This window comes from Aeromicrobium sp. Root495 (assembly GCF_001426755.1).
In the GTDB taxonomy this organism is placed as follows: Bacteria; Actinomycetota; Actinomycetes; order Propionibacteriales; family Nocardioidaceae; genus Aeromicrobium.
On the sequence record NZ_LMFJ01000001.1, the window covers coordinates 2487741 to 2512545 of the forward strand.

The window sequence follows — 24805 nt, forward strand, 5'->3', positions numbered from 1 at the left end:
GGTCAGGAGCGCTCGGCCAGCGCCTGGGCGATGCGGGCGAAGTCGGTGACGAGCAGCTGCTCGCCCCGCTCCTGGGGGTCCACGTCGGCGGCGCGCAGCACGACCTCGGCCTCGGCGCCGGAGCCCACGAGGCCGGAGAGCGCGGCGCGCAGGGTCTTGCGGCGCTGGGCGAAGGCGGCGTCGACGACGGCGAAGGTCTGCAGACGCAGCTCCTCGTCGCCCGGCTCGTTGCGTCGCACGAGCGACACGAGCGCGGAGTCGACGTTGGGGACGGGCCAGAAGACCTGGCGGCCGATGTTGCCGGCCAGCTCGACGTGGGTGTACCAGGCCGCCTTGGCGCTGGGCACGCCGTAGGTCCGCGACCCGGGCGGCGCGGCAAGACGGTGGGCCACCTCGGCCTGCACCATCACGAGCACCGACCTGATGGAGCTGAAGTGCTCCAGGAAGTGCAGCAGGACCGGCACGGAGACGTTGTACGGGAGGTTGGCCACGAGGGCCGTGGGCTCCGGTCCCGGGAGCTCCAGCACCTTCATGGCGTCGGCCTCGACGAGGGAGAAGGACGCCCCCGGAGCCCGCTCGGCGACCGTCTGCGGAAGCCGTGCTGCCAGCACGGGGTCGATCTCGACGGCCGTGACGTGCTGGGCCACCTCGAGCAGACCCAGCGTGAGCGACCCCAGGCCGGGCCCGATCTCGACCACGACGTCGTCGGGCCCGACGCCCGACGTCCGCACGATGCGTCGGACGGTGTTGCCGTCGACGACGAAGTTCTGGCCCTTCTGCTTTGTGGGCCGCAGGCCGATCTCCTCGGCCAGACGACGGACGTCGCCCGCGCCGAGGAGATCGACCTCGCTGCTCAGTTGATCCCGATCGAGGCGGCGCAGGACCACTGGCCCCAGCCGGACCGCGCCTGCAGGATCTTGCCGTACTTGATCTGCACCTCACGGCTGTTCTCGTGGGGCAGGCCGGGTCCACCGACGCTCCTCCACGTGGCCGCGCTGAACTGCAGGCCGCCGTAGTAGCCGTTGCCGGTGTTGATCGACCAGTTGCCGCCGGACTCGCACTTGGCGAGGCGGTCCCAGACGCTGTTGCTGTCGACGGACGGCGCCTCGGGCTCCTCGGCCGTGCCACGGGCGACGACGCGCGTGGTGGGGTCGCTCAGCTTGTTCGAGCTGAGGACCACGCGGTCGCGGCGCTTGCCGTCGGCCACGAAGAACACGACCCGCTCGCGAGCCTTGCCGACCTCGCCCTGCTCGAGCACCTTCGTCTTGCCCTTCTCCATGGAGTCGTCGTCCTTGTAGACGACCTTGGGCTTGGTGGTCACGGTCTCGGTCTTGTCGACGAGCTGGATCCGGTCGACGTCGATGGCCTGGCCGGGCTTGACGTACGCGGTGCGGTCGGCACCGGTGTCGTCGAGCGGGCCGAGCGCGACGCCGGCTTCACGGACGGCCTGGCCGACCGTGGGAGCAGACGTGACCACGGTCTTCGCCTGACCGTCGGCCTTGACGACGAGCCTCTTGGGGTTGCTCACGACGATCTCGGTGCCCTTGCGGGGGATGACCGTGGAGCTGGTCTCGGAGACGAACGCGCCCCGCTCGGGCTTCACGCCGACGAGGTCGAGCGCGTCGCCGACGGTGGCCGCCTTGACGAACGTGGTCTCGGACCGCCCGTCGACCGTCACGGTGACCGGCTTGACGTAGCGCACGGCGATGGTGTCGCCGTCGCCCACCGCGGCGGTGGGCTTGACGCTCACGGCCGCGTCGTCGTCGACCTTGACGTCGTGCGACGTGAGCACGGAGCCGACGGTGGCGCCGAACGTGCGGACGGTGTCCTTCTTGCCGTCGACGTCGAGCGTGACGGTCTTGGAGAGAGCGCCGTAGGCGACGGTCCCGCCGGCGAGCACGGCCAGCACAGCGAGGTTGGCTGCGACGACGACGCGCTTCTTCTTCTGGCGGTGGGAGCGGCGGGGACCGCGGGGATCGGTGTTCTTCATGGGGGTTTGGTGCACTGTTTTCCTAGCGACTCGGGGACAGGGCAACCTGTCCACCATGCGCGGAGGACTCGGGTCAGGTCAAGCCGATCGATCCCAAGAACCTCCGAAGGCTTGGTCCGTGGTGCGGTCGATGGCTTGGCACAAGTCTTCCACGGTTTCGCCTCGGAAGTCAGCGATAAAGCGAACCGTGAGCGGGACCAGGAACGACGCGTTGGGCTTCCCGCGGTGCGGGGTGGGTGTGAGGAAGGGCGCATCGGTCTCCACCAGGATGCGGTCGAGCGGCGTGACGGCCAGCGCCTCCCGGAGCGGCTCGGCGTTCTTGAACGTGACCGTCCCGGCGAAGGAGAGGTAGGCGCCACGCTCGAGGCACTCCCGCGCGAAGACGGCGTCGCCGGAGAAGCAATGGAGCACCGTGCGCTCCGGCACGCCCTCCTCGTCGAGCAGGCGCAGCACGTCGTCGTGGGCGTCGCGGTCGTGGATCACGAGGGTGCGGTCGTGGCGGTGCGCCATCTGGATGTGCGCGCGGAACGAGTGGTGCTGCGCCTCGCGCCCCTCGGGCCCGGTGCGGAAGTAGTCGAGACCGGTCTCCCCCACCGCCCGCACGCGAGGGTGCTGGGCCAGGCGCTCGATCTCGGCCAGGGCCTCGTCGAGCGTGCCGTCAGCGCCGAGCGCCGGGGTGTCGTTGGGGTGCAGCGCGACCGCAGCCACCACCGACGGGTGCGCCGACGCCGTCTCCACCGCCCAGCGCGAGCTCTCGAGGTCGCACCCGACCTGGACGATGCGGGTCACGTTGACCGCCGCGGCCCGGGCGATGGCCTCCTCGACGGGGATCACCACGCCGCCGCGGACGGGGTGGTCCAGGTGGCAGTGGTTGTCGACCACCGGGAAGGGCAGGGGCTCCGGGGCGTCGGGCCAGCCGTCGGTGGTCACGAAGCCTCCGGCGTCTCGATCCGCGGGAAGAGGCTCGGGACCTTGGTGATCGTGGCGCCGACGGGGAGCTGGCCCCACGAGGCGACGCCGTCGATCCGCTGGTCGGCGAGCGCGCCGAGCGTGGGCTCGGCGCCGAGCGAGCCCCACAGGGCCAGCGCGGCCTTGGGCATGACCGGGTTCAGCAGCACGGCGAGCGCGCGGAGCCCCTCGGTGGCGGTGACCAGGATGGTCGCGAGGCGTGGGTCGTCGGGGTCGGCCTTGGCGACGGCCCAGGGGGCCTGCTCGGTGATGTAGCCGTTGAGCTCCTCGACGATGCGCCAGACGGCCGCCACGGCGTCCTGGGGCGCCACGGCCTCGATGGCGGCGTCGGCGTCGGCGACGGCCTTGGCCACGACGTCGATGATGCGCTGCTCGGCGTCGGTGCTCTCGCCCGCGGCCGGGAGCGCACCGTCGAAGTACTTGCCCACCATCGCGGCCACGCGCGACGCCAGGTTGCCGAAGCCGTTGGCCAGCTCGGCGTGGTAGCGCGCGTGCATGTCCTCGTAGGAGATGGAGCCGTCGCTGCCGAAGGTGAGGGCGCGCGAGAAGTAGTAGCGGTAGGCGTCGGAGCCGAAGACGCTCACGAGCTCGTCGGGACGGATGCCGTTGGCCTTGCTCTTGCTCATCTTCTGCCCGCCCACGAGCAGCCAGCCGTGCGCGAAGACGCGGTGCGGGACGGGCTGTCCGGCGGCCATGAGCATGGCGGGCCAGATGACGGCGTGGAAGCGGGCGATGTCCTTGCCCACGAGGTGGATGCTGGCCGGCCAGAGCCGGTCGAACTTCTCCTGGTCGACGCCGTACCCGGCGGCCGTGACGTAGTTGAGCAGCGCCTCGATCCACACGTACATGACGTGCTCGTGGTCCCACGGGACCTGGATGCCCCAGTCGAACGTGGAGCGGCTGATGGAGAGGTCCTTGAGGCCGCGCTTCACGAACGCGACGATCTCGTTGCGAGCCGACTCGGGCTGGATGAAGTCGGGACGCTCCTCGTAGAGGGCCAGCAGCTGGTCCTGGTACTTCGAGAGCGGGAAGAAGTAGTTCTCCTCCGTCACGTACTCCACGCGGGACCCGTCGAGGGCCGAGACCTTCTGGCCCTCGTCGTCGCCCTCGCCGTCGCGGACGTCGTCGTCGCCCACGAACTCCTCGCCGCTCACGGAGTACCAGCCGCTGAAGCCGCCCTTGTAGACCGCGCCGCGCTCGTGCAGGTCCTGCCAGAACGCCTGGGCGCCGGCCTCGTGACGGGCCTCGGTGGTGCGGATGAAGTCGTCGTTGGCGACGTCGAGCAGCTCCAGCAGCGGCTTCCACTCGGTCTCGACCAGACGGTCGACCCAGTCCTGCGGTGCCACACCGTTCTGCTGTGCCTTGCGCAGGACCTTCTGGCCGTGCTCGTCGGTGCCGGTGAGGTACCAGACGTCCTCGCCGCGCTGGCGGTGCCAGCGCGTGAGCACGTCACCCATGACCGTCGTGTAGCCGTGCCCGATGTGGGGCGCGTCGTTGACGTAGTAGATGGGCGTGGTGACGTAGAAGCTCGAGTCCGACACGCTGCCAATCCTAGTCAGGCGTGGGCAGCGTCGTAGACACGCTTCTTGCGGAGACCGGTGTGCTGCACGACGTGTGCCACGGCGTCCTTGCGGGAGAGTCCCGTGGCCTCCGCCTCCGCCACGAGCGCACGGAGCGCGTCGTCGTCGAGGTCGGCCTGCTGGACGACATGACCGGCGATCACGAGCGTGATCTCGCCGCGCACGCCCTGCTCCTGCGTCTCGGCCCACTCGGCGAGGTCGGCGAGGGTGCCGCGCACGACCTCCTCGTACGTCTTGGTGAGCTCACGGCACACCGCAGCGCGACGGTCGGCACCGAGGGCGTCGGCGAGCGCGGCCAGCGTGGCGCCCGTGCGATGGGGCGACTCGAAGAACACCATGGTGCGCGGCTCGGTGGCGAGGGCCCCGAAGACGGTGGCCCGCTCCCCCGGCTTGCGGGGGGCGAAGCCCTCGAAGCTGAAGCGGTCGACCGGGAGGCCGCTCACGGCCAGCGCGGCCAGGACCGCGGACGGACCGGGGGCGGTGGTGACGTCGACGTCGGCCTCGAGCGCAGCGGCCACGAGGCGGTACCCGGGGTCGGAGACGCTCGGCATCCCGGCGTCGGTGACGAGGAGGACGGTGCTGCCCGCCACGAGGGCCTCGACCAGCTCGGGCGTCCTCTCCCGCTCGTTGCCCTCGAAGTAGGACACGACGCGGCCGGTGATCTCCACCCCCAGGTCGGAGGCGAGGCGGCGCAGCCGTCGGGTGTCCTCCGCAGCCACCACGTCGGCCTCGGCCAGCAGGGTGCGCAGGCGCGGGGACGCGTCGTCGACCCGACCGATCGGGGTTCCCGCGAGCACCAGCACCCGCACATCGTCGCACCCCCTCCCGCCCCACCCGCCCGGGCGGTGGATCCTCCACCGTCCGGACGCCCATCCGGTGGTGGATCCACCGCTCGCCGCGACGCGCCCGCCTTTCGGTGGTGGATCCACCGCCCGTGGGTGGCGCGTCTAGGATCGGGCGGGTGAGCCGACGGGACCTGAGGTGGGACTGGATCGGCCCCGTGGCCGTCGCCGTCGTCGCGCTCCTGCTGCGGCTGAAGGACCTCGGCCGCCCCAACGCACTCGTGTTCGACGAGACGTACTACGCGAAGGACGCCTACTCGCTCCTCCAGCACGGCTACGTCCAGGACTTCACCGAGAAGGCCAACACACGCATCACCCAGGGCAGGCTCACCGACCTCATGACGGGCGAGCCGAGCTGGATCGTCCACCCCGACGGCGGCAAGTGGGTCATCGCGCTCGGGGAGCAGGTCTTCGGGATGAACTCGTTCGGCTGGCGCGTCAGCGCGGCGGTCGTCGGCGCGCTCACGGTCCTCGTGCTCGCCCGGCTCGTCCTTCGGCTCACCGGATCCGCGTGGGTCGGGTGCCTGGCCGGCTTCCTGCTCTGCTTCGACGGCCTGCACTTCGTCATGTCGCGCACGGCCCTGCTCGACGTCTTCCTGACCTTCTGGCTCGTGTGCGCCGTGGCCTGCCTCGTGGCCGACCGCGACTGGATCAGGGCCCGCCTCGACGACGGCTACCGGTTCTTCCGACCGTGGCAGGTCGGCGCCGGCGCGTGCTTCGGCCTGGCCATGGGCACCAAGTGGAGCGCCCTCTGGGTCCTGGCGGTGTTCGGACTCGCGGCCGTCGCGTGGGAGGTCTACGCCCGCCGGGACCTGCGCGCCTTCCTCCCCGTGGCCGTGCCGGCGTTCTTCACGATCGTGGGGGTGGGCCTCGTCGTCTACCTCCTCACCTGGACGGGCTGGCTGCTGCACGCCGACGTCTACGCCCAGCAGTTCGGCCGGGGCTACGGCGAGGAGAAGCCGTGGGGAAGCTATGTCCAGGACCCCACCGGCGGGCCGTTCGGCGGCATCGTCGACGCCTTCCGGTCGCTGTGGCACTTCCACGTCATGACCTACCACTTCCACACCGGCGACTACCTGGCCGGCAAGACCCACCCCTACGCCTCCGACCCCCTGGGGTGGCTCGTCCAGGGACGGCCCGTCGCGTTCGACGCGCAGAACGACATCCCCGCCGCCACGTGCGGAACCCGGGCCGACTCCTCCTGCCTGCGCGAGATCACCGCCATCGGCACCCTCTCGGTCTGGTGGACCGGCGCCCTCGCCACCGTCCTGGCGGTCGGCGCCTGGATCCGCACCCGCGACGGGCGCTGGGCCGTCCCGGTCCTCGGCGTGGCCGCGACGTGGCTGCCCTGGTTCCAGTACGACGACCGGCCGATCTTCTCGTTCTACGCGGTGGCGACGATCCCGTTCATGATCGTCGCGACGTGCCTCGTGGTCGACGTCGTCCGCCGGCACGTCCACACGCCGCGCGGACGGTACGGGCTCGGCCTGGGCGTGGGGCTGCTCGTGGTGAGCACGGTGGCGCTCTTCCTCTACTTCTACCCGGTCTACACCGACCAGCTCATCAGCTACGACGACTGGCGCTCACGCATGTGGTTCGGGAGCCGCTGGATCTGAGGCCCGGCGCCACGACGGCGTCAGGATCGGCCGGCGACGGCCAGCTCGAAGATCCACGCGATGTCGTGGGCGGCCTCGGCGGCCGGCTTGGAGGGTCGCGTGAGGTGCGACAGGATCAGGCGCACGACGGCGTCGACCGCCACGTCGAGCTCGGTCTCGGTGAACGGCGTCTCGGGGAAGTGCTCGACCACGCTCTGCTTCACCACGACGGAGGCGGACTCGACGATCTCGCCCGACTCCGTGGTGAGCAGCTGCAGGAAGTCCGAGTCGGCGTCGTGGGGGACGGACCCCACGATGGTGCGGATCAGGATGTTGCTCTCGCCGATCTCCAGGACGCCCTGGCAGGCCGACCGGACGGCCTCCACGAGGTCGTCGGCCGCGGCGATGCGGTCCCGGACGAGGTCGAGGAAGCGACCCAGCTCGCGGAGCGTGAGCGCCTCGGCCACGGCGTGCTTGGTGCCCAGCTCGTTGTGGACCGTCTGCCGGCTCACGCCGACGGCTGCCGCGATGCCCGACATGGTGACCGCGGACCAGCCGCGGGCCTCCATGATGTCCTGGGCCGCGTCGAGCAACCGGTCGCGCATGAGGACCTGGACGGACTCGCGGTAGCTGACGGTCATGGCAGGACGGACTCCTCGAGCGGGACGGACTCGTCGGCGAGCCGCGTTGCGTCCAGCCTTGCATGCTCCGCAACCCAGCCGCGTGCCGTGCGGACCTCGCGGGGCCGTCCGAGGGTGACGGCGCCCCGGAGGACGTCGCCCTCGAGGTAGAAGGCGGTGAAGTCGCGGTCGTCCAACGAGCCCCGCACCACGGTGGTGTGCTCGGCCGAGGGCCAGCCCGTCACCTGCAGCGTGTGCCCGTACTGGTCGGACCACGCCCAGGGCACCTCGACGAACGCCTTCTCGTCGCCTGCGGCGGAACGCCCCACGGCGGACCCGTGGTTCTGTGCGCCCTGCCAGTGCTCCACGCGGTGACGTCCGCCCAGCACGCCGTTGGGCATGGCGGCGACGTCGCCGGCGGCGTACACGTCGGCCGCGCTCGTGCGCCCCAGCTCGTCGACGGCGATGCCGCCGAGGTCGGGGTCGAGCTCGATGCCGGCCGACTCCGCCAGCTCCGTGCGGGGCGCCATGCCGACGGCCAGCACGACCACGGGGGCGGTCCACGAACGACCGTCGGACGCCTCGACCAGGAGGCCGTCGGGCGTCTCGGTGATGGCCGAGACGGTCACGTCGGTCTGCAGGTCGGTGCCCTGCGAGGCGTGGAGCTCGGCATACATCGTGCCGAGGTCGGCGGGGAGGATGCGCGGCAGCGGGAGCGACGCCGTCTCGAGCAGCGTGACCTCGGCACCGGCCTCGCGGGCGCTCGCTGCGATCTCGGAGCCGATGAGGCCCGCACCCACCACCACGACGTGGCCACCGGGGGTGAGCTGCTCGCGCAGCGCATCGGCGTCGCCCACCTGGCGGAGCGTGACGACGCCCGCCGGGACGTCGGGCAGGAGCCGGGGGCTGCCGCCCGTGGCCAGGACGAGCCGGGCGTAGCCGAGGGTGGACCCGTCACCCAGGGTGAGCGTGTGGCCGTCGGTGTCGAGCGACGTGACGCCGACACCGTGGCGCAGCTCGATCCCCTGCTTCTCGTACCAGGCCTCGGGCTTGATGCGGATCTCGTCGACCGTCTTCTCGCCGCGCACGACCTCCTTGGAGACGGGCGGGCGGCGGTAGGGCAGGCCCGACTCGTCGCCGATCAGGACGATCGAGCCGTCCCAGCCGGCTGCGCGGGCGGCGCCGGCCGCGCTGACGCCGGCCACGCCAGCGCCCACCACCACGAGCCGCTTCTCACCGTTCTGGAGCTCGGACGTCACGGGCTCAGGCCACCTCGACCATCTCGAAGTCGGCCTTGGCGGCACCGCAGTCGGGGCACGTCCAGTCGTCGGGGATGTCCTCCCACTTCGTGCCGGGCGGGAAGCCCTCCTCCTCCCAGCCCTCGGCCTCGTCGTAGACGAACCCGCACTGCTGGCACTCCCACTGCTTCACGCCTGCTCCTGTGTCTTCGTGGCCCGCGCCGCCAGCGTCTCCGCGCTGATGACGTTGCCGTCCTGGTCGTTGCGCTCGAACTGCTCGATGGGCAGGAAGTCCACCTGCTCGCGGACCGCGCAGTCGGGGCACGTCCAGTCGGGGTCGATGTCGGCGAAGGCCGTGCCGGGCGGCCAGCCCTCGCGCGGGTCGCCCTTCTCCTCGTCGTAGACGTACTCACAGTTGGGACAGATGAACTGAGCCATCAGGCCGCTCCCTCCAGGACGGTGGACGAGCCCTGACCGTACTTGCGGACGTAGGTGTCGCGCATCCGCGGGTGGAGGTTGGCCCGGCCGATGTCGCCCTCGTAGTGGTCGAGCACGCGGTGGTCCATGACGCGTCGCCAGATCTGCGGGACCCAGCTCAGGACGATCATCCCGGCGTAGCCCGTGGGCAGCACCGGAGCCTCCTTGAAGTCGCGTAGCGCCTGGTAGCGACGGGTGGGGTTGGCGTGGTGGTCGCTGTGGCGCTGCAGGTGGTAGAGCAGCACGTTGGTGCCGATGTTGTTGCTGTTCCAGCTGTGCGAGGGGTTGACCCGCTCGTACCGGCCGGACTCCAGCTTCTGACGCTTCATGCCGTAGTGCTCGAGGTAGTTGACCGACTCCAGGAGCCAGATGCCCAGGACCGCCTGCACGAGGAGGTAGGGGAAGATGGCCGGCCCGAACGCCGCGAGCGCGAAGCCCCACAGGACGACGGTGAACATCCAGGCGTTGATGAGGTCGTTCTTGAACGTGTACGGCGACTTCTTGAGGCGCGCGAAGCGCTTCTCCTCCAGCTCCCAGGCGCTCTTCAGGCTCCCCCACACGGTGCGCGGCATGAACTCCCACACCGTCTCGCCGAGGCGGCCGCTGGCCGGGTCCTCGGGCGTGGCCACGCGGACGTGGTGACCCCGGTTGTGCTCGATGTAGAAGTGGCCGTAGGCCGTCTGGGCGAGGGCGATGCGCGCGAACCAGCGCTCCAGCTCCTCCTTCTTGTGGCCGAGCTCGTGGGCGGTGTTGATGCCGATGCCGGCCACCATGCCCATGCCCGACGCGAGACCGAGCTTGTCGTACCAGGTGAGGTTGTCGACGATGCCCGGCAGCACGGAGCCGTCGAACGGGTCCCAGCCGAAGATCGTGCCGTTGCCCAGCAGGAAGGCACCCCAGAGGAAGCCCGCGATCTGCAGCGGGATGAACGCGTACGTCACCCAGCGGTAGAACCGGTCCTCCTCGAGCGCCTCGATGAGCTCGTCCGGCGGGTTGTTGCGGTCGAGACCGGCCACGACGTCGGAGAGCGGGACCAGCACGAACACGAAGAACGGCCCGAAGTACCAGAAGACGTGCCACCCGGTGGCGGCCACGAGGCCCCACATCATGAGCGGGATCATCGGGACGAGCGCCCCCACGATCCACAGGTAACGCTTCTTGTCCGTCCAACGGACGACCTGCCCGTCGACCACTGCTTCGACCGTCATGGTCCATACCTCCTGGTGCCGGGACCGCGCGTCGTCGAGCGGTCACTTGACACCAAGGTAGCGAGTGTCAAGACACTTGACAAGTGGTACTCCGATGTCAAGTGGCGCAGCGCACACGCGGAGAGACCTCGAGCCCGTGCAGCCAGGGAGAAGCACGGGCCCGAGGAGCCGGGGTGAGTCGGACTGGGACTCAGTTGATCGCGTAGGCATTCACGACGGGCGGTCCCATCACGATGATGAAGAGCACCGGCAGGATCAGCAGCATGAGCGGGATCAGGATCTTCACCGGCACCTGCTGGGCCTTCGCCTCCGCGCGGAGGCGACGCCCCAGCCGCATCTCCTTGGCCTGCATCCGCACGACCGAGGCGATCGAGACACCGAACTCCTCGGCCTGGACCACGGCCTTGCAGAAGCTTCGGAGCTCGGCGACCGACGTCCGGTCCGACAGCGCGATATAGGCCTCGCGTCGCGACATGCCGAGCGACATGTCCTGGACCAGGCGGACGACCTCGTCGGCGAGAGGACCCTTGCCCCTCTCGCCCGATCGGGACAACGCCGCCTCGAAGCCGACGCCGGCCTCGAGCGAGATCACGATCTGGTCGAGCATGTCGGGCAGGCTCTTCTGGATCTCCTCCTGGCGCTTGATGGCCTGGTTGTACATCAGGAGGTCGGGGGCGAAGTAGCCCAGGACCACCGCGCCGATGCCGAACAGGGTGATCATGAACGAGTCGGTCTTGGCGATCACGAGCACGGCGAACAGGGTGCCGAAGATGGCTCCCACCGGCTTCATCAGGACGACGCGCTCACGGCTCCAGCCCGGCGGGCGACCCGCCAGGACCATGTTGTGCTCGACCTTCTTGAGCATCGAGCTGGGGGTGAACTTCTCCCAGAACCCGCTGACGGAGTCATCGACCTTGATCACGCCGCTCGTGGAGGTGGACGACTCGGGCGCGGCCGTGAGCTGCTTGATGCGGGACCGCACCGACCCGCTCGGGAGCGCGATGGCTCCGGTGCCCACCGCTCCGAGGAAGATCGCGGAGAAGATGAAGACGAACGCGATGGCAATCATGGCAGTCTCCTCAGAACTCGATACGGACGATGGAGCGCATCCAGAAGCCGCCGATGGTGTACATCACGGCTGCCACGAGGATGAGGATCTTGCCGATGCCCGAGCCGATGAAGAGGCCCATCAGCTCAGCCTGGACCAGGCCGTAGTAGACGCCGATGAACACCGGCAGGGCCATCAGGATGTAGGCCGAGAGCCGTCCCTCCGCCGAGAGCGACATCACCTGCATCCGGATGTGCTGACGCTCGCGAATGGTCTCGGCCACCTGGTCGAGGATCTCGTTGAGGTTTCCACCCGTCTCGCGCTGCGCCTCGATGGCGCCTCCGATCCAGCGGAAGTCCTCCGAGTGCATGCGGTCGGCCACCTGCTCCATGGCCTCCACGAGGTCACGGCCGAGCCGGTACTCGTTCACCACCCGCCCGAGCTCCTCGGCCATCGGCGACTCGGCCTCGGCGGCCGCGGCGTCCATGGCCCGGGGCAGGCTGTGCCCCGCCCGGAGCGACGACGCCAGCATCGACAGCAGAGGCGCCAGCTGCTCACCGAACTTCTTGCGCCGCCGGCCGGCCTTGAAGCCGATGTAGGCCTTGGCCAGGACCGGCATCAGGAAGGCGATGACGAGGCCCACCACGGCGTTGCCGAGCAGCACGGTGGAGCCCGCGAACGCGATGAAGCCCAGACAGGTCACGAGGACCACGAGCGACGCGATGGACGAGCGGATGCCCGCGAGCTCCAGCTCCTCGGCCGTGAAGGGTCGCCAGCCGCGACGGCTCATGACCTTCTCCACGCCGGAGACCAGGCTGTCGGCCACCTTGGTGAGCAGCGGCTTGGACTCCGTGTGGGTGTAGTAGGCCACGCGGTCCCGCGGGACCGCGCGCACGGCCGGCATCCCGAAGAGGCCGACGTAGAGGAACCCGAGGGCTCCCAGGATGAGGATCGTTCCCATCATCAGCATCGTGATCAGCCCGCCTTCTTGACGAGGTTGTCCAGGTCGAACTTGATGCCGTGGTCCTCGAAGCGCTCGCTGAACCGAGGACGGATGCCCGTCGGGATCGCGTGACCACGGAACTTGCCGTGCTCGTCCACCCCTGCGGCGAAGTCGAAGGTGAAGATGTCCTGGAGGACGACGGTGTCGCCCTCCATGCCCATGACCTCGGTGACGTTCACGACGCGTCGCGATCCGTCCCGCAGTCGCTGGATCTGGACGATGAGGTCCACGGCCGACGATGCCTGCTCGCGGATGGCTCGCAGCGGCAGGTCCATGCCCGCCATCAGCACCAGGGTCTCGAGACGCGACATGCAGTCGCGCGGCGAGTTGGCGTGCAGCGTCGAGATGGAGCCGTCGTGGCCGGTGTTCATGGCCTGGAGCATGTCGAGCGCCTCGCCGCCACGGCACTCCCCCACCACGATGCGGTCGGGCCGCATGCGGAGCGAGTTGCGCACGAGGTCGCGGATCTTGATCTCGCCCGATCCCTCGATGTTGGGCGGCCGACTCTCCAGCCGCACCACGTGAGGCTGCTGGAGGTTGAGCTCCACCGCGTCCTCGATCGTCACGATGCGCTCGTTCGAGGGGATGAACCCCGAGAGCACGTTGAGCAGGGTCGTCTTTCCTGTGCCGGTACCACCGCTCACCAGGATGTTGAGGCGCGCCTGCACGCAGGCGTGCAGGAGGTGCGCCATCTGCTCGCTCATCGACCCGAAGGCGATGAGGTCGCTGACCTTGAACGGGTCCTTGCTGAACTTTCGGATCGTGAGCGAGGAGCCGTCCACCGAGAGCGGCGGGATGACCGCGTTGACACGCGAGCCGTCAGCCAGTCGCGCGTCCACCAGGGGCGACGACTCGTCGACGCGCCGACCCACCTGGCTCACGATGCGATCGATGATGCGGCGCAGGTGCTCCTCGGAGGTGAAGCGCGACGACGACAGCGTGAGCTTGCCCTTGCGCTCCACGTACACCTGGTCGAACCGGTTCACCATGATCTCGGTGATGGTGTCGTCCTCGAGCATGCGCTCGAGCGGCCCGAGCCCGATGACGTCGTCCTCGACGTCCTTGCTGAGCCTGCGTCGTTCCTCCGACGAGAGCAGCAGCGTCTGGTCGGCCTCGATGACCGCCGAGAGCTCCTCCCGGACGAAGACGTGCAGCTGGTCCTCGGTGAGGTTGGGATCGTTGAGGCGCGAGCCGAGACGCTCGAAGAGCGACTCCGACGCGCGCGCCTTCATCTGGGCGTAGGCGTCGCCCAAGGCTCCCGCGACGGCCAGGTCCTGGTCCGTCTCGGTCGACTCTCCGGCGGGCTGGCTGAAGGTGCTGGCCTCACGCACCGCGCCGAGGCGCTCGCTGAGCTTCATGCCACTTCCAGACGCTTGTGACCCTGGCGGCCCTCGGCAGCCCGAGCGCGGTCGTAGATCTTCTTGGCGAGCGCCTTGATGGACTTCACGTAGCTGCCGGACCTGGAGTCCACCAGGACCGGGATGCCCTTGTTGGCCGCCACGGGAACCTCCTTGGCGCGCGGGATCGCGAAGTCCACGGGAGCCCCGAGCATGGCCTCGACGTCCTTGACGCGGAGTCCCGACTGCTTGTCCGCGAAGTTGAGGACCACGTGGCGCGAGGTGGGCAGCAGGTCCAGCTCGGTGAGGAGCTCGACCTCCTTGCGCACGCTGCGCAGGCAGGCGATGTCCATCGTCGAGACGAGCACGACGTCGTCCGTCGCCTCCAGAGCACCGAGCGTGGCGTCGTCGATCCCCGCCGCGGTGTCGATGACCACGTAGCGGAACTGCTCCTGCAGCTGGCGGATGAGCGCGGTGACCTGGTCGGCCGTCACGCTGTCGTTGGCTGCCGGCGACTCCGCTCCGCACAGGACGAAGAAGCCCGCCGAGTGAACGGTGAGGTACGTCTTCAGCAGGAGGTTGTCGCGACCCGACGAGCTGAACGCGTCCTCCAGGGTGTGCGACGGCTTGAGGTCCAGGACCGTCGCCACGTCGCCGAACTGGAGGTCCAGGTCCACCAGCACGACCTCCATGGGCGACTGCTGGGCCAGCGCCACGGCGAGGTTGGTGGAGATGCTGGTCTTGCCCACCCCACCCTTGGGCGAGACCACCGTCATCGTCCGGCAGGTGAAGTCGATCGGCGCCGGCGCCTTGACGGCCGCGGCCGCTGCCGGAGCAGACGTCCCCGACGCCGTCCTCAGGTTCAACCGGTCACGCAGACCGGCCAGCATCTGCGGGTCGTCGATGCTGGCGGCCACGTCGCGGATGCCGGAGCGCATGGCCTCGAGCATCACTTCCTTCTCCGTGGCCGCAATCATGACGATGTCGACGTCAGGTCGGGCCTTCGACACCTCCCCTGCCAGCGCGAAGGCGGCCGGCATGGGGACCGTCGAGGCCAGGATGATCGCGTCGGGGATGACAGAGGGGTCGAGGCCCCGCATGAAGTTCGACGTCTCCGTCGCGATGGACTCGGCTCCGAGCGCCACCGTCTGGTGACCGATCACGGCCTCCACGCGCTTGGCCTGCTCCTCGGTCCCGCCCATGATGAGTGCGATGCTCATGGAGTCACGTCCTTCTGGGTGATCGTCTTCCCGCCGTCGGTGTCGGAGTCGGCGTTCTGCAGGGTCAGCCAGACCTTGCCGAACTCGAGCGCGTGGACGATCTTCTCGGCGTCCAGCGTCTTGGCGGCCACGGTCAGCTGCGAGGTCGCGTTGTCGCCCCCGCCTCCGTCGACGACCTCGTTGGCCGCCACCTTGATGACGAGGAGGCTCTTGATCGGGTTGCCGGTCACGCCGCCGTTGCCACTGCCGTAGCTGGCCATGACGCCAACCTTGTCGCCGGGCTTGAGCGTCCCGCCCAGCCAGCGCTCGCTCGTGAGCGGGATCGTGAGCGTCTGCATGCCCTTGGGCACCGTGAGGTCGCCCTTGACCTTCCCGGACTCGGCGAACTTGAGCGACGTGATCTGGTCGCCCGGGACGAGCGTCGTGCTCGTCACCTGGCCGGCCACGCTGTCGAGACTCGTGAGAGCCCCGTCCACCACGGCCGCCTTGGGGACCTTCGCCGACTCGACGCTGGCGCCGAGCTCCTCGACGGGGGTCTTCATGGGTACTTCCTGAGTGACACGCAGGACCGTGACGGTCTCGGTGCCCTCGAGCGCGCGGTCGTCAGCGCCCTTTGCATAGATGACCACGGCGGCGAAGCCGAGCAGTGCGAGCACTGCTGCTCCGACGATGGCCAGGACTTGCTTGTTCACGATCTTCTCCCTGTGAGATGTGAAGCTGCGACATGGCCTGTCGCGAACCGCTGCTCTCCCGGGCAGCGGGGTCCCGAAGCACTCAGAGGCTTCGGGAAGAGGTGAGGCGCGACGGGCCGGTGGCCCGCCGCGCCTCGAGTCTCAGTCCGACCGAGGTCGGCGTGAGGCTGTGATCAGAGCGCGCCGCTGACCGTGGCGAAGCCGGCCTGGACCTGGCCGCCGAGCGTGGCGACGATGGCGACGATGACGGCGGCGATGAGCGCGACCAGCAGGCCGTACTCGACGGCGGTGGCGCCCTTCTCGTCGTTCTTCGGGGCGAGCGTGGCCAGAACGAAAGCGATAGCGTGGTTGAACATGATTTTCTCCCTCAGTGAATGTTTCCTCGTCACCGGGTGGTGACGACTCCCTGGGAAAAACGTACGGGGTACAACGACCCCCGGGCCATAGAAGTTACGGGCTATCTTTGTCTAGTTATTCGTGACTACTCGGTGTGGCCTGGCTCACACCATCGGACTAGAACGGGACGGTGTAGAGACCAGGGAGCAGTGCCCCCAGCACAGCGACAGAACCGGCGATAATTGCTGCAACGAAAGCAATCAGCAAGCCGTACTCGACAGCGCTCGCGCCGGTCTCGACGCGCTGGCGCTTCAGAAGTTCCCTCATGGCAGTCTCCCTCTCCCACCTCGAGAGTAGACCGGGAACGCTGATCGGTCACTGGTTCCGGGCAAACCGTCCCGGGACGGTCCCGGATGGTCCCGGGTCCTCTCAGGACGCGACGGCGTCCTGCACCATGACGGCGGAGACCTCGACCTGCTTCGTCGGGCTGACGCAGGTCTGCAGGACGAGCTGCCCGGGCGGCAGGTCCCTCACCCGAGCCTTTCCGCGCGTGAGCATCGTGCGGCCCGTGACCCGGTAGAGACCGGGACGCACGCCCACACCGTCGAGCTGCACGACGTCTCCGCGCCGCAGGGGGGCGATCCACTCCTTGCCCCCGCAGTAGTCGTGCTCGACGACGAGGGTGGGGCGGCCCGGGCCGATGTCGACCGCGACCGGCCCGTCGCAGGCGTCGAGGGCCCGCTCATGGGTGGACAGGTGCATCGCCGCCCACGTGGTGCGCGAGACGTCGGGCCGGACGGTGCGGACCGACGCGGCGTCCGGCAGCTGCGCGTCGGAGAGCCGGGTGGGCCCCACCGAGACGTCGTCCGTGCCACAGCCGGACAGGCCCGCGACCAGCGTGGCCGCCACCAGCACCCCCACGGCTCTCCTCATGCTCCGATCGTAGGCGGACGGGGGTCGAGCGCCCGTGAGACGCTTTCGCCACCCCGGACATGGACGGGTGTGACCACGACGCAGGAGCTCGCCATGGACGACGACGCAGCGCTGCTCGAACGAGCCCAGGCCGGCGAGCGAGGAGCCTTCGCCGCGCTGTACACGCGCCACGTCCGCGCCGTCTACTGGCAGGCCTACGGTCGCCTCGGCGACGCCGACCTCAGCGAGGAGGTCACGCAGGAGGTGTTCGTCACCGCCTGGCGCCGGATCCGCACGGTCCACGTGGTCGATGCCTCCGTGCTGCCGTGGCTCATGGTGACGGCCCGGAACCTGGCCATGAACCAGGTCCGCCGCCGGTCCCGGCCGGACCGCAGCACGATCCCGCTCGACGACACCTCGCCCGCCGACCACGACGTGGAGGCCACCGTCGAGGCGGCGCTCGTCCGGCAGGAGATCGAGAAGGCGGTCGGTCAGCTGTCGAGCACGGATCGGCGGCTCTACGAGCTGTGCCTCGAGGAGGGCCGTTCCTACGACCAGGCGGCGCGTGAGCTGGGCGTCACCCAGGCCGCCGTGCGCAACCGCCTGTCCCGTCTGCGCCAACGACTGCGTGCCGACCTGCGCGCCATGAGGGAGCTGTCATGACACCGGACCTGGACGACCAGCGGATCGCGAAGATGCGCACCTACGTGGAGGGCGCCGTCGACCTGGAGGTCCGTCGACGCGGCCGCCGGGTGCGGCGCCTGGCCGGTGGCGGTCTCGCGGCCTGCCTCGTCGTGGTGGTCGGTGGCGTCGGCGTGCAGCTCGCGGACCCCACCACGACCTCGAGCGACCTCACGACGTCCAGCACCCGGGGAGCGACCGCCGACTCGAGCGCCGATGCCGGTGGCAGCGGCACGAACGAGCTGCGCCGGACCACCGAGGAGCCCGACCCCGACGCCGCGGGCGACCGGGACGTCGTGGTCACCGGGAGCATCCGGGCCACCGTCGGCGACACCGACCGCACCGTCCGGGCCCTCAACCGCTGGCTCGTCAGGAACGGCGGCCGGATCGACGGCCAGTCCCGCTCCGGCTCGGGCACCTCGGCGTCCGCGTCGTTGACGCTCCGCGTCCCGAGGGACCGGGTCGACGCCGCAGCCGACGAGGTGGCGCGGCTGGGTCGTGTCGACGACGTCTCCGTCCGACGGGAGGACGTCGGTGCCGAGCGTCGCGACCTCGATGCCAGGATCGAGGCCCTGCAGATCTCGGTCGACCGGCTCCAGGCGATCATGTCCGCCGCCGACAAGAGCTCGGACCTGTTGTCCGCCGAACAGGCCCTCTCCCGGCGCCAGGCCGATCTCGAGTCCCTCCAGGCAGAGCGCCTCGCCCTGGCCGACAGCATCGGGCTCTCGACGATCCAGGTCGACCTGGCCACGCGCGCCTCGGCGCAGGCTCCGTCCGACGAGGGGTTCGCCAGCGGACTCGTCGACGGCTGGAACGCGCTCGTGGGCGTGGTGGGAGGTCTCGTCCTCGCCCTCGGCTTCGTGCTCCCCTGGCTGGTCGTCGCCGCCGGCGGAGGCGCGCTCTGGGGCGCCGCTCGCCGCTGGCGCCGCAGGTGATCTAGTCCGAAAGGGCCAGTGACGCTGATCGGGACGGGCCTTACCCTGACAGGGTAGAAAGTCCCGTGACCGGTGGGGAGACCGGTGGCGGAACGCGACTTTCTGCGCGGTCCCGGAGGAGTGCGGGACCGAGCTCGACAGCAGAGGGAGAGTTGTCATGAACAGCCGACGTCACCGTGAGGGCGGTGCGGCGGCGGTGGAGTTCGCGCTCATCGCGCCCATCTTCATCGCCCTGGTCTTCGCCGTCATCAGCTACGGCTACATGCTGAGCTTCCGCCAGAGCATCAGCCAGGCGGCCGCCGAAGGCGCTCGGGTCTACGCGACCGCGCCGAGCGGCTCGACCGCGACCCGGACGGACGCCATCGCGGCCGTCAACCGGGCGCTCACGTCGTACGGCGTGACCTGCACGAGTGGCGGCGGCCTCACGCGCAACGGCTCGGCCGTCGGGACGTGCACGGTCCCCACCACCACGTCCGCCTGCGCCGGCAGCAGCAGCGCGTCGCGGTGCGCCACGGTGGCGATCAGCTACTCGTACCGGAACAACCCTCTGATGCCGTCCTTCCCCGGCCTCGGCATCACGTTGCCGAGCACGCTGAGCTTCAACACCACGGTCGAGGTCAACTCATGACGCGGCGGCCAGGCCGTCGCTGGCGATTCCGGCCGGACAACGGCGACGAGTCGGGCACGATCCTGCCCATGACGGCACTGATTGTGACGATCGTGCTGGGCTTCACCGCCTTCGCCGTCGACCTCGGCACCGGCCGCGTCGCAGCTCGCGACATGCAGGCCGTCGCGGACGCCGTCGCCCTCGACACGGCCCGCGTGCTCCCCTCCTGCAACGCGACGAAGCTCTCCACCCAGGCCAACCAGAGCTTCGCGCGCCAGACCAAGCGGATCGGCAGCATGGATCCGCTGGTCATCACGCCCGGGCACATCGACGCCACCACGAAGAAGTTCGTCGCCTCCACCAGCGGGGCCTGCAACGCGGTCAAGATCACCGCGCGGACCACGGTGGACTACCAGTTCGCGCCCGTGATCGGCACCAGCAGCGGCGCCGCGTCGCGCTTCTCGATCGGCACGCGCGCCGACCCGGCCCTGTGCTTCTCGGCCGGGACGAGAGCCATCGTGCTGAACACCGCCGAGAGCGCCCTGGGTCCCATCCTCAACCGGATCCTCGGTGCCAACCTCAGCGTCGTGGGCTACTCGGGGCTCGTCGACCTCAAGGGGCGCTTCGTGCCTCTGCTCGACCTCGACGCCGAGCTCAAGGCCGGCACCGGCCATGGCCTCCTCGACACCACCACCGTCCAGCTCCGCCAGCTCATGGTCGCCGAGGCCGCCGTCCTACGTCGGCAGGGGAACACGGCGCAGGCCACGCTGCTCGAGTCCGTGGCCGTGCAGATCGCCACCAACGTCGTCGTGAACCTGCCGCGGATGCTCAAGCTCGACACGACCGGGAGCTCGGCCCTCACGGCGAGCGTCGACGCCCTGGACCTCCTGGGTGTCGCCGTCATCGGCGGGGTCGTGCAGGTCGCCAACGGGATGAACGCCGTCAAGATCTCCGACCTCGGGATCTCCGTGGCGAACATCAGCCTCGCCAACGCGAACGTCACGATCATCGAGCCGCCGGTGATCGCCTGCGGCAAGGTGGGCACCCAGGCCAAGACGGCCCAGGTCCGGGTCGACCTCAAGACGGGACTGGGGATCGGGACGCTCGCGCGGGCTGCCGACGTGTCGATGGGCATCCGGGTCGCCCAGGGAACCGCGACGCTCACAGCCATCGACTGCGCGGCGTCGAGCCCGACGGCCACGATCAACGCACTCACGTCGGTCGCGGACCTCCAGGGCTACGGCGGCGTCGGCTCGGCCGAGCTCAACATCGTCACGCTCCTGTTCATCCAGCTGGGGCTCAAGCTCACCGGTGGCGTGGCCGCCACGTCCAGCTCGCACGTCTTCACGTTCTCCTCGCCGGACAGCCAGCCGCCGCCGCCCATGTACACGTTCGGCAGCACGCTCGGCCTGGACGTCAAGGTCGACCCGTCGAGCCTGCTCGGCCTGGGCGGACTGGTCGGAACCGTCGTCAACCCGATCCTGGGCGTCCTCAACGCGGCGCTCGGCAGCCTCCTGACACCGCTCCTGGGCATGTTCGGCATCAAGCTCGGCACCATGGACGTGACGATGCTGGGCCGGCCGTCCTGCAACGGCGTCAAGCTCGGCAGCTAGAAGGGTCTCCCTCAGGAGAGAAGGCGAGGCCCCCGGTCAGAAGCGACCGGGGGCCTCGCTGTCGCCTGAGGATCAGGCGGGCAGGACCTTCTTGAGCAGGCCCTGGTGGACCTCCGAGGCCCGCTCCTGCTCGCCCGCGAACGAGCTGACGACGACGAGTGCACCGGTCAGGGCCGGAACGGCCCACTGGAGGGCGGCGAGCTTCTTCTGCGCCGCAGCGACGTCCGGTGGGGTGGCCGCAGTGGGCTCGGTGCCGGAGGCCACCGGGACGTTGTTCTGGGAGTCCACGACCTTCCCGAGCGAGCGGCTGTACGCCGTCACGCCGAGAGCGGCAGCCGTGAGCGCCGTCTTGGCCACGACCATGGAGGGGACCCTCTTCTGGCCCTTGATCCGGCCGGCGTTGCCGCGGAGCTGGCCGAGGCTGCCGACGACGTGCGCGCCGATGGCAGCCGCGTTCACGGGGGTCCAGCGGTCCCAGCCGGCGTTGGCCACGGCGCCCTTGTCGCCGGCGGACCCAGCCTGGGCGGCAGCCGGGTTCAGGGCCACGGCGTTGGCCAGCGTGCCTCCGAACCACGCGGCGAGTCCGAGGTCGTGCAGCGAGCGGGAGGTGGTGTTGCGCGTCATGGAGTGCTCCTGTCGTTGGGGGACTCCCCGGAGGTACCCCCACCGACCCCGCCGAATCGGGTCGCCGGGACGGATCAGGCGCGGACGGCCCTGTCGACCCGGTTGTGGTAGCGGTGGCCGAGCAGGCCGCCCAGGATCGCTGCGAGCAGCGTGACGACCACGACGGCGGCGCCGGCGGCGAGCGCGCCACTGCTGAGGTCGTCGCTGGAGATGGGGACGCGTGGCAGGTCGACCCGCTCCAGCACGTTGTACTTGTCACCGAAGACAGCGCCGAGGACGATCGCGACGATCGTGACGACGAGCCCGAGGAACCACACGCCGAGGCCCTGGCGCGCCCCGTCGAAGCGCGACATCCGGCCGGCCACGTAGCCACCGGCGTAGTACGCGAGAGCGAGGATGATCAGCAGCACGACGGCCGTGGACAGGCCGATGGTGCCGGCCCGGCGCTCGGCGTCGGACTGCGTCACCTCGACGGACGAGCCGACGGCTGCGAGGACCGCGCCCACGATGCCGGCCAGCAGGATGGCCACGCCCACCGCGACGATCCAGCCGAAGAAGGCCGCGCCGGGGTTCAGGCCACCGAACTTGTCGCGCGCGTGGGCGTCGCTGACCGCGAGACGGTCACGGTCGTCGTCGCGCCGCAGCGCGTGGTCGCGGTCGCGGTCGGCGTCGAACCGCTGGGTGGAGTCATCGGCCACGACCTCGCGGTCGGGATCGTGAGCAGGGTCGACGTGCTTGGCCATGATGACTCCTTCGCGAGCGACAGCCGCCATGGATGCCGTCCCGCCAGGCTGCCAGGGGCCGGGCCGATCCGCGACCGGAGCGAAGGGAACAGCGACAACCCCCCCCGACCTTCGTCAGGGGGCCTTCGTGATCTGCGAGTGGAGCACAGGAGACTCCGTCCGCTCGCAGAGCTCGCTCCCTCCCCGAATCACCACACGTGATTCGCAGATGACGACGGCCCCGCAGACACAGCGACGGCCCCAGACCAGGGGTCGGGGGCCGTCATCATCTGCGAGTGGAGCATAGGAGATTCGAACTCCTGACCTCCTCGATGCGAACGAGGCGCGCTACCAACTGCGCCAATGCCCCGCGAGATGCACCACCGAGGTTATCACCGGGGCGGCGCAGGTGGCTCACTGGCCGGAGGCGCGCCTCTGGTCGTCGGAGCCCTGCTGGGTGTCGCTGTGCTTCTGGCCCGGCATCTCCACGTCCTCACCCTCGACGTGGCCCGAGGTCCAGGTGCCGGCGGCCGCGAAGTCGATCGTGCGCACCGTGCGACCCACTCGCGGCTTGGTGACGTAGGTGGGGACGGTGACCGGGAGCGGGTCCCACAGCGCCTCGCCGGTGGTGGCCACGGACGGGACCGCGATCACGATCTGCTCGTCGAGCGCGTCGGCCTCGAGCGGGACCTGCTCCATGACGTGGGCACGCCCGGGGTCCACCTCCTCGAACTGGCCGGAGACGATGATGGTGTCCTCGTTGGCGGGGTCGGTCGTCCGCGCGACCCCGGTCTGCTTGGACGTGGTCGTGGCCGTCCGGGTGGAGCGAGGAGCGGAGAGACCCAGCTCGCCGCGCACCTGGACACGGCACGCCACGAGCCACGCCGCGACGAGCGCGACAGGGACGCCGAGCCACACGGGCGCGATGATCTTGAACCCCACGAGGCCCGCCACGAGGAGCAGGCCGGCGAGCAGGGTGAGGAGGGTGCGACGACGGCGACGGGCCGCCAGACGAGCCGAGGCCCGCACGGGGGCCGGCGCATCGGTGGGGACCGGAGCCGGGGAGGGAGCTGCGACCTGGCTCTCGGGCTCGTCGACCGCGCGGGTGCGACGCGTGATGACCCGGCTGAGGGAGCTGAGCGACTCCAGGGAGTGCGTCTTGCTCGCCTCGTCGTAACGGCGCAGGACGAGCGGCACGAAGTACGCCGCCCACAGGGCGACGACGAACGCGACGATGAGTCCGTTGGCAGTCACGAGAGAAACGGTAGGTCCTGCAGGACGTGATCGGCCGGAGGTCGCGCCGTGTGTCGTATGAATCCTCATGGGGCCGGTGGGGCGGATGAGGTCTCGACCTTCTTCTCCCGCAGTTCTGTGCAGAACCCCTTGATCTTATTCGAACACCTGGTCTATATTGGTTCCATGACCGCTCAACCGATCGACTCCCACCCGTTGGTGGCTGGTGTCTCGGTGCTGCATGCGGGGTTGGACCGGATGGCGTTGGATGCGTGGTCGGGTCTGGAGCCGGGTGAGGTGCGGCGGTTGTCGGCCGAGCTGGCCCGGGCGAAGGCGCGGATCTCGGCGCAGGAGATGGCGGCGGCTCGGGCGTTGGAGTCCGCGGGGACGGCCCGGAGGGCTGGTGCGACGTCGACGGGCAATCTGTTGGCGCGGGACTTCGGTGGCGACGAGGCGGCCGGGCACCGGTTGGTCAAGACGGCGGCGAAGCTGGCCAAGACCACTCACGCCCAGGACGCGCTGGCCCGGGGTGAGGTGACGTTCGAGCAGTCCTCCGTCATCGCGAACGGCCTGGACAAGCTCCCTGGTGAGGTCACCGAGACGCAGCGCGACCTGGCCGAACGGACCTTGCTCAAGGACGCTGAACGGTTGACCATCCGGGACCTGCGACGGCGCACCGACCGACTGATGGACGTCTACGCGGCCAAGCCCGACGTCGACGCCCACGAGAACGACCTGCTCGTCTCGCGAGAGCAGGCCGCGCGCCGGAACGCGTCGTTCGTGATGTGGGACAAGAAGAACGGCATGCACGGATACCGCGGCGAGGTCCCCGAAGCCGAGGCCGTCATGCTCCGCACAGCCCTGGAGGCCCTCGCCGCACCGTCCCGGGCGCACCTCTCCGACCCTGACGCCACCTTGGGACCGGTGCCCGAGGACCAGGGCGACCCCGCCCACCGCATGGGACGGGCGTTCACCGACCTCTGCTCCCACCTCCCCGTCGAGGAGCTGCCCTCCAACGGCGAAGTCGGAGCCCAGGTCGTCGTCACGCTCGAGCACCAGACCCTGATCGACGGGATCGCACCAGCCACGCTGAGCGACGGCACAAGACTGAGCGCCACCCAGGCCCGCAAGTTGGCCTGCAGGGTCGGGATCATCCCGATGGTCCTCGACGGAAAGCCACTTCCCCTCGACTACGGACAGTCCAAGAGGTACTTCACGAAGTATCAGCGCATCGCCCTCGCCAACAGGGACGGCGGCTGTTCGTTCCCCACCTGCGACCGACCACCCGAGTGGACCGAAGCACACCACCTCACCCCCTACTCC

General features: G+C 69.8%; 27 protein-coding genes and 1 tRNA gene. 6 read left to right on the plus strand and 22 right to left on the minus strand.

The genetic code is table 11. The features are described 5' to 3' along the window. Positions 1–2 precede the first annotated feature (2 nt). The 5 genes from rsmA to rsmI all read right to left on the minus strand — a co-directional run bounded on the left by rsmA (position 3) and on the right by rsmI (position 5342). Positions 3–887 carry a 16S rRNA (adenine(1518)-N(6)/adenine(1519)-N(6))-dimethyltransferase RsmA gene (gene rsmA / locus ASD11_RS12405; protein ID WP_442854187.1) on the minus strand — a complete coding sequence of 295 codons (885 nt, stop codon included), beginning with the start codon at positions 885–887 and terminating at the stop codon, positions 3–5. After that, positions 854–1990: a resuscitation-promoting factor gene (locus ASD11_RS12410; protein ID WP_056287560.1), complete on the minus strand. Its 1137-nt coding sequence runs from the start codon at positions 1988–1990 to the stop codon at positions 854–856. The genes rsmA and ASD11_RS12410 overlap by 34 nt, the downstream gene beginning before the upstream one ends. Positions 1991–2068: 78 nt before the next feature. Beyond that, on the minus strand, positions 2069–2920 hold the full coding sequence (locus tag ASD11_RS12415) for a TatD family hydrolase (RefSeq protein WP_056287562.1): 852 nt from the start codon (positions 2918–2920) through the stop codon (positions 2069–2071). Next, the gene (gene metG / locus ASD11_RS12420; protein ID WP_082554336.1) at positions 2917–4500 is read right to left on the minus strand and encodes a methionine--tRNA ligase; all 1584 of its coding nucleotides are present in this window, start codon (positions 4498–4500) and stop codon (positions 2917–2919) included. Before metG ends, ASD11_RS12415 begins: the two co-directional genes overlap by 4 nt. A 14-nt stretch (positions 4501–4514) precedes the next feature. Then, positions 4515–5342, minus strand: a complete 828-nt coding sequence (rsmI, locus tag ASD11_RS12425; protein WP_056287564.1) for a 16S rRNA (cytidine(1402)-2'-O)-methyltransferase — start codon at positions 5340–5342, stop codon at positions 4515–4517. Positions 5343–5500: 158 nt separating this feature from the next. Between rsmI and ASD11_RS12430 the strand changes: the two genes are divergently transcribed. Beyond that, on the plus strand, positions 5501–6997 hold the full coding sequence (locus ASD11_RS12430; protein ID WP_056287565.1) for a dolichyl-phosphate-mannose--protein mannosyltransferase: 1497 nt from the start codon (positions 5501–5503) through the stop codon (positions 6995–6997). Positions 6998–7017: 20 nt separating this feature from the next. On the opposite strand, the gene ASD11_RS12435 is transcribed toward ASD11_RS12430, so the two are convergent. From ASD11_RS12435 to ASD11_RS12490, 13 genes are all read right to left on the minus strand, one after another. Then, entirely contained in the window at positions 7018–7617 is a 600-nt protein-coding gene (locus ASD11_RS12435; RefSeq protein WP_056287567.1) for a TetR/AcrR family transcriptional regulator, read from the minus strand. After that, the gene (locus ASD11_RS12440; protein ID WP_056287569.1) at positions 7614–8855 is read right to left on the minus strand and encodes an NAD(P)/FAD-dependent oxidoreductase; all 1242 of its coding nucleotides are present in this window, start codon (positions 8853–8855) and stop codon (positions 7614–7616) included. Before ASD11_RS12440 ends, ASD11_RS12435 begins: the two co-directional genes overlap by 4 nt. A gap of 4 nt (positions 8856–8859) precedes the next feature. After that, positions 8860–9027 (minus strand): rubredoxin, encoded by a 168-nt coding sequence (locus tag ASD11_RS12445; protein ID WP_056287570.1) that lies wholly within the window; start codon positions 9025–9027, stop codon positions 8860–8862. Continuing rightward, on the minus strand, positions 9024–9272 hold the full coding sequence (locus ASD11_RS18875) for a rubredoxin (protein ID WP_056287572.1): 249 nt from the start codon (positions 9270–9272) through the stop codon (positions 9024–9026). The genes ASD11_RS12445 and ASD11_RS18875 overlap by 4 nt, the downstream gene beginning before the upstream one ends. Next, on the minus strand, positions 9272–10519 hold the full coding sequence (locus ASD11_RS12455) for an alkane 1-monooxygenase (RefSeq protein WP_056287574.1): 1248 nt from the start codon (positions 10517–10519) through the stop codon (positions 9272–9274). The genes ASD11_RS18875 and ASD11_RS12455 overlap by 1 nt, the downstream gene beginning before the upstream one ends. A 190-nt stretch (positions 10520–10709) precedes the next feature. After that, the gene (locus tag ASD11_RS12460) at positions 10710–11588 is read right to left on the minus strand and encodes a type II secretion system F family protein (RefSeq protein WP_056287576.1); all 879 of its coding nucleotides are present in this window, start codon (positions 11586–11588) and stop codon (positions 10710–10712) included. Positions 11589–11598: 10 nt separating this feature from the next. Beyond that, a complete protein-coding gene (locus tag ASD11_RS12465) occupies positions 11599–12528 on the minus strand; it encodes a type II secretion system F family protein (RefSeq protein WP_162246482.1) in 930 nt (309 codons plus the stop codon). A gap of 14 nt (positions 12529–12542) precedes the next feature. Then, entirely contained in the window at positions 12543–13928 is a 1386-nt protein-coding gene (locus tag ASD11_RS12470) for a CpaF family protein (RefSeq protein ID WP_056287579.1), read from the minus strand. Next, positions 13925–15127 (minus strand): AAA family ATPase, encoded by a 1203-nt coding sequence (locus ASD11_RS12475; RefSeq protein WP_056287581.1) that lies wholly within the window; start codon positions 15125–15127, stop codon positions 13925–13927. The genes ASD11_RS12470 and ASD11_RS12475 overlap by 4 nt, the downstream gene beginning before the upstream one ends. Continuing rightward, the gene (gene cpaB, locus ASD11_RS12480) at positions 15124–15819 is read right to left on the minus strand and encodes a Flp pilus assembly protein CpaB (RefSeq protein ID WP_056287583.1); all 696 of its coding nucleotides are present in this window, start codon (positions 15817–15819) and stop codon (positions 15124–15126) included. Before cpaB ends, ASD11_RS12475 begins: the two co-directional genes overlap by 4 nt. Positions 15820–15992: 173 nt before the next feature. Beyond that, a complete protein-coding gene (locus tag ASD11_RS12485) occupies positions 15993–16175 on the minus strand; it encodes a Flp family type IVb pilin (RefSeq protein ID WP_056287585.1) in 183 nt (60 codons plus the stop codon). A 157-nt stretch (positions 16176–16332) separates the two neighbouring features. Next, entirely contained in the window at positions 16333–16482 is a 150-nt protein-coding gene (locus tag ASD11_RS18190) for a Flp family type IVb pilin (RefSeq protein ID WP_156464708.1), read from the minus strand. 102 nt (positions 16483–16584) lie between these two features. After that, a complete protein-coding gene (locus ASD11_RS12490; RefSeq protein ID WP_156464709.1) occupies positions 16585–17088 on the minus strand; it encodes a hypothetical protein in 504 nt (167 codons plus the stop codon). Positions 17089–17181: 93 nt separating this feature from the next. Between ASD11_RS12490 and ASD11_RS12495 the strand changes: the two genes are divergently transcribed. The 4 genes from ASD11_RS12495 to ASD11_RS12510 all read left to right on the plus strand — a co-directional run bounded on the left by ASD11_RS12495 (position 17182) and on the right by ASD11_RS12510 (position 20903). Beyond that, positions 17182–17730, plus strand: coding sequence for an RNA polymerase sigma factor (locus tag ASD11_RS12495; protein WP_056288869.1), 549 nt, complete (start codon positions 17182–17184; stop codon positions 17728–17730). Beyond that, a complete protein-coding gene (locus tag ASD11_RS12500) occupies positions 17727–18683 on the plus strand; it encodes a DUF4349 domain-containing protein (RefSeq protein WP_056287588.1) in 957 nt (318 codons plus the stop codon). Before ASD11_RS12495 ends, ASD11_RS12500 begins: the two co-directional genes overlap by 4 nt. Before the next feature lie 157 nt (positions 18684–18840). Continuing rightward, on the plus strand, positions 18841–19311 hold the full coding sequence (locus tag ASD11_RS12505) for a TadE/TadG family type IV pilus assembly protein (RefSeq protein WP_056287590.1): 471 nt from the start codon (positions 18841–18843) through the stop codon (positions 19309–19311). Next, complete coding sequence (locus tag ASD11_RS12510; RefSeq protein WP_056287592.1) at positions 19308–20903, plus strand: pilus assembly protein TadG-related protein; 1596 nt, start codon at positions 19308–19310, stop codon at positions 20901–20903. Before ASD11_RS12505 ends, ASD11_RS12510 begins: the two co-directional genes overlap by 4 nt. Positions 20904–20975: 72 nt before the next feature. Here ASD11_RS12510 and ASD11_RS12515 read toward each other — a convergent pair whose 3' ends face one another. The 4 genes from ASD11_RS12515 to sepX form a co-directional block, all read right to left on the minus strand. After that, entirely contained in the window at positions 20976–21527 is a 552-nt protein-coding gene (locus tag ASD11_RS12515; protein WP_056287593.1) for a hypothetical protein, read from the minus strand. 74 nt (positions 21528–21601) lie between these two features. Beyond that, positions 21602–22270, minus strand: a complete 669-nt coding sequence (locus ASD11_RS12520; RefSeq protein ID WP_056287595.1) for a hypothetical protein — start codon at positions 22268–22270, stop codon at positions 21602–21604. 276 nt (positions 22271–22546) lie between these two features. Next, a tRNA-Ala gene (locus ASD11_RS12525) sits at positions 22547–22619 on the minus strand. Positions 22620–22663: 44 nt separating this feature from the next. Continuing rightward, positions 22664–23503 carry a divisome protein SepX/GlpR gene (gene sepX / locus ASD11_RS12530; protein WP_056287596.1) on the minus strand — a complete coding sequence of 280 codons (840 nt, stop codon included), beginning with the start codon at positions 23501–23503 and terminating at the stop codon, positions 22664–22666. Positions 23504–23668: 165 nt separating this feature from the next. Here sepX and ASD11_RS17800 point away from each other — a divergent pair. After that, positions 23669–24805, plus strand: a 1137-nt coding sequence (locus ASD11_RS17800; RefSeq protein ID WP_162246483.1) for a DUF222 domain-containing protein, incomplete at its 3' end; no start/stop codon positions are given.

Excerpts from the sequence above, each read along its gene's own strand:
- ASD11_RS12410 (WP_056287560.1), bottom strand. The coding sequence starts at position 1,990 with ATGAAGAACACCGATCCCCGCGGTCCCCGCCGCTCCCACCGCCAGAAG.
- ASD11_RS12435 (WP_056287567.1), bottom strand. The coding sequence starts at position 7,617 with ATGACCGTCAGCTACCGCGAGTCCGTCCAGGTCCTCATGCGCGACCGG.
- ASD11_RS18875 (WP_056287572.1), bottom strand. The coding sequence starts at position 9,272 with ATGGCTCAGTTCATCTGTCCCAACTGTGAGTACGTCTACGACGAGGAG.
- ASD11_RS12455 (WP_056287574.1), bottom strand. The coding sequence starts at position 10,519 with ATGACGGTCGAAGCAGTGGTCGACGGGCAGGTCGTCCGTTGGACGGAC.
- ASD11_RS12460 (WP_056287576.1), bottom strand. The coding sequence starts at position 11,588 with ATGATTGCCATCGCGTTCGTCTTCATCTTCTCCGCGATCTTCCTCGGA.
- ASD11_RS12465 (WP_162246482.1), bottom strand. The coding sequence starts at position 12,528 with ATGGGAACGATCCTCATCCTGGGAGCCCTCGGGTTCCTCTACGTCGGC.
- ASD11_RS12470 (WP_056287579.1), bottom strand. The coding sequence starts at position 13,928 with ATGAAGCTCAGCGAGCGCCTCGGCGCGGTGCGTGAGGCCAGCACCTTC.
- ASD11_RS12475 (WP_056287581.1), bottom strand. The coding sequence starts at position 15,127 with ATGAGCATCGCACTCATCATGGGCGGGACCGAGGAGCAGGCCAAGCGC.
- ASD11_RS12485 (WP_056287585.1), bottom strand. The coding sequence starts at position 16,175 with ATGTTCAACCACGCTATCGCTTTCGTTCTGGCCACGCTCGCCCCGAAG.
- ASD11_RS18190 (WP_156464708.1), bottom strand. The coding sequence starts at position 16,482 with ATGAGGGAACTTCTGAAGCGCCAGCGCGTCGAGACCGGCGCGAGCGCT.
- ASD11_RS12490 (WP_156464709.1), bottom strand. The coding sequence starts at position 17,088 with ATGAGGAGAGCCGTGGGGGTGCTGGTGGCGGCCACGCTGGTCGCGGGC.
- ASD11_RS12495 (WP_056288869.1), top strand. The coding sequence starts at position 17,182 with ATGGACGACGACGCAGCGCTGCTCGAACGAGCCCAGGCCGGCGAGCGA.
- ASD11_RS12500 (WP_056287588.1), top strand. The coding sequence starts at position 17,727 with ATGACACCGGACCTGGACGACCAGCGGATCGCGAAGATGCGCACCTAC.
- ASD11_RS12505 (WP_056287590.1), top strand. The coding sequence starts at position 18,841 with ATGAACAGCCGACGTCACCGTGAGGGCGGTGCGGCGGCGGTGGAGTTC.
- ASD11_RS12510 (WP_056287592.1), top strand. The coding sequence starts at position 19,308 with ATGACGCGGCGGCCAGGCCGTCGCTGGCGATTCCGGCCGGACAACGGC.
- ASD11_RS12515 (WP_056287593.1), bottom strand. The coding sequence starts at position 21,527 with ATGACGCGCAACACCACCTCCCGCTCGCTGCACGACCTCGGACTCGCC.
- ASD11_RS12520 (WP_056287595.1), bottom strand. The coding sequence starts at position 22,270 with ATGGCCAAGCACGTCGACCCTGCTCACGATCCCGACCGCGAGGTCGTG.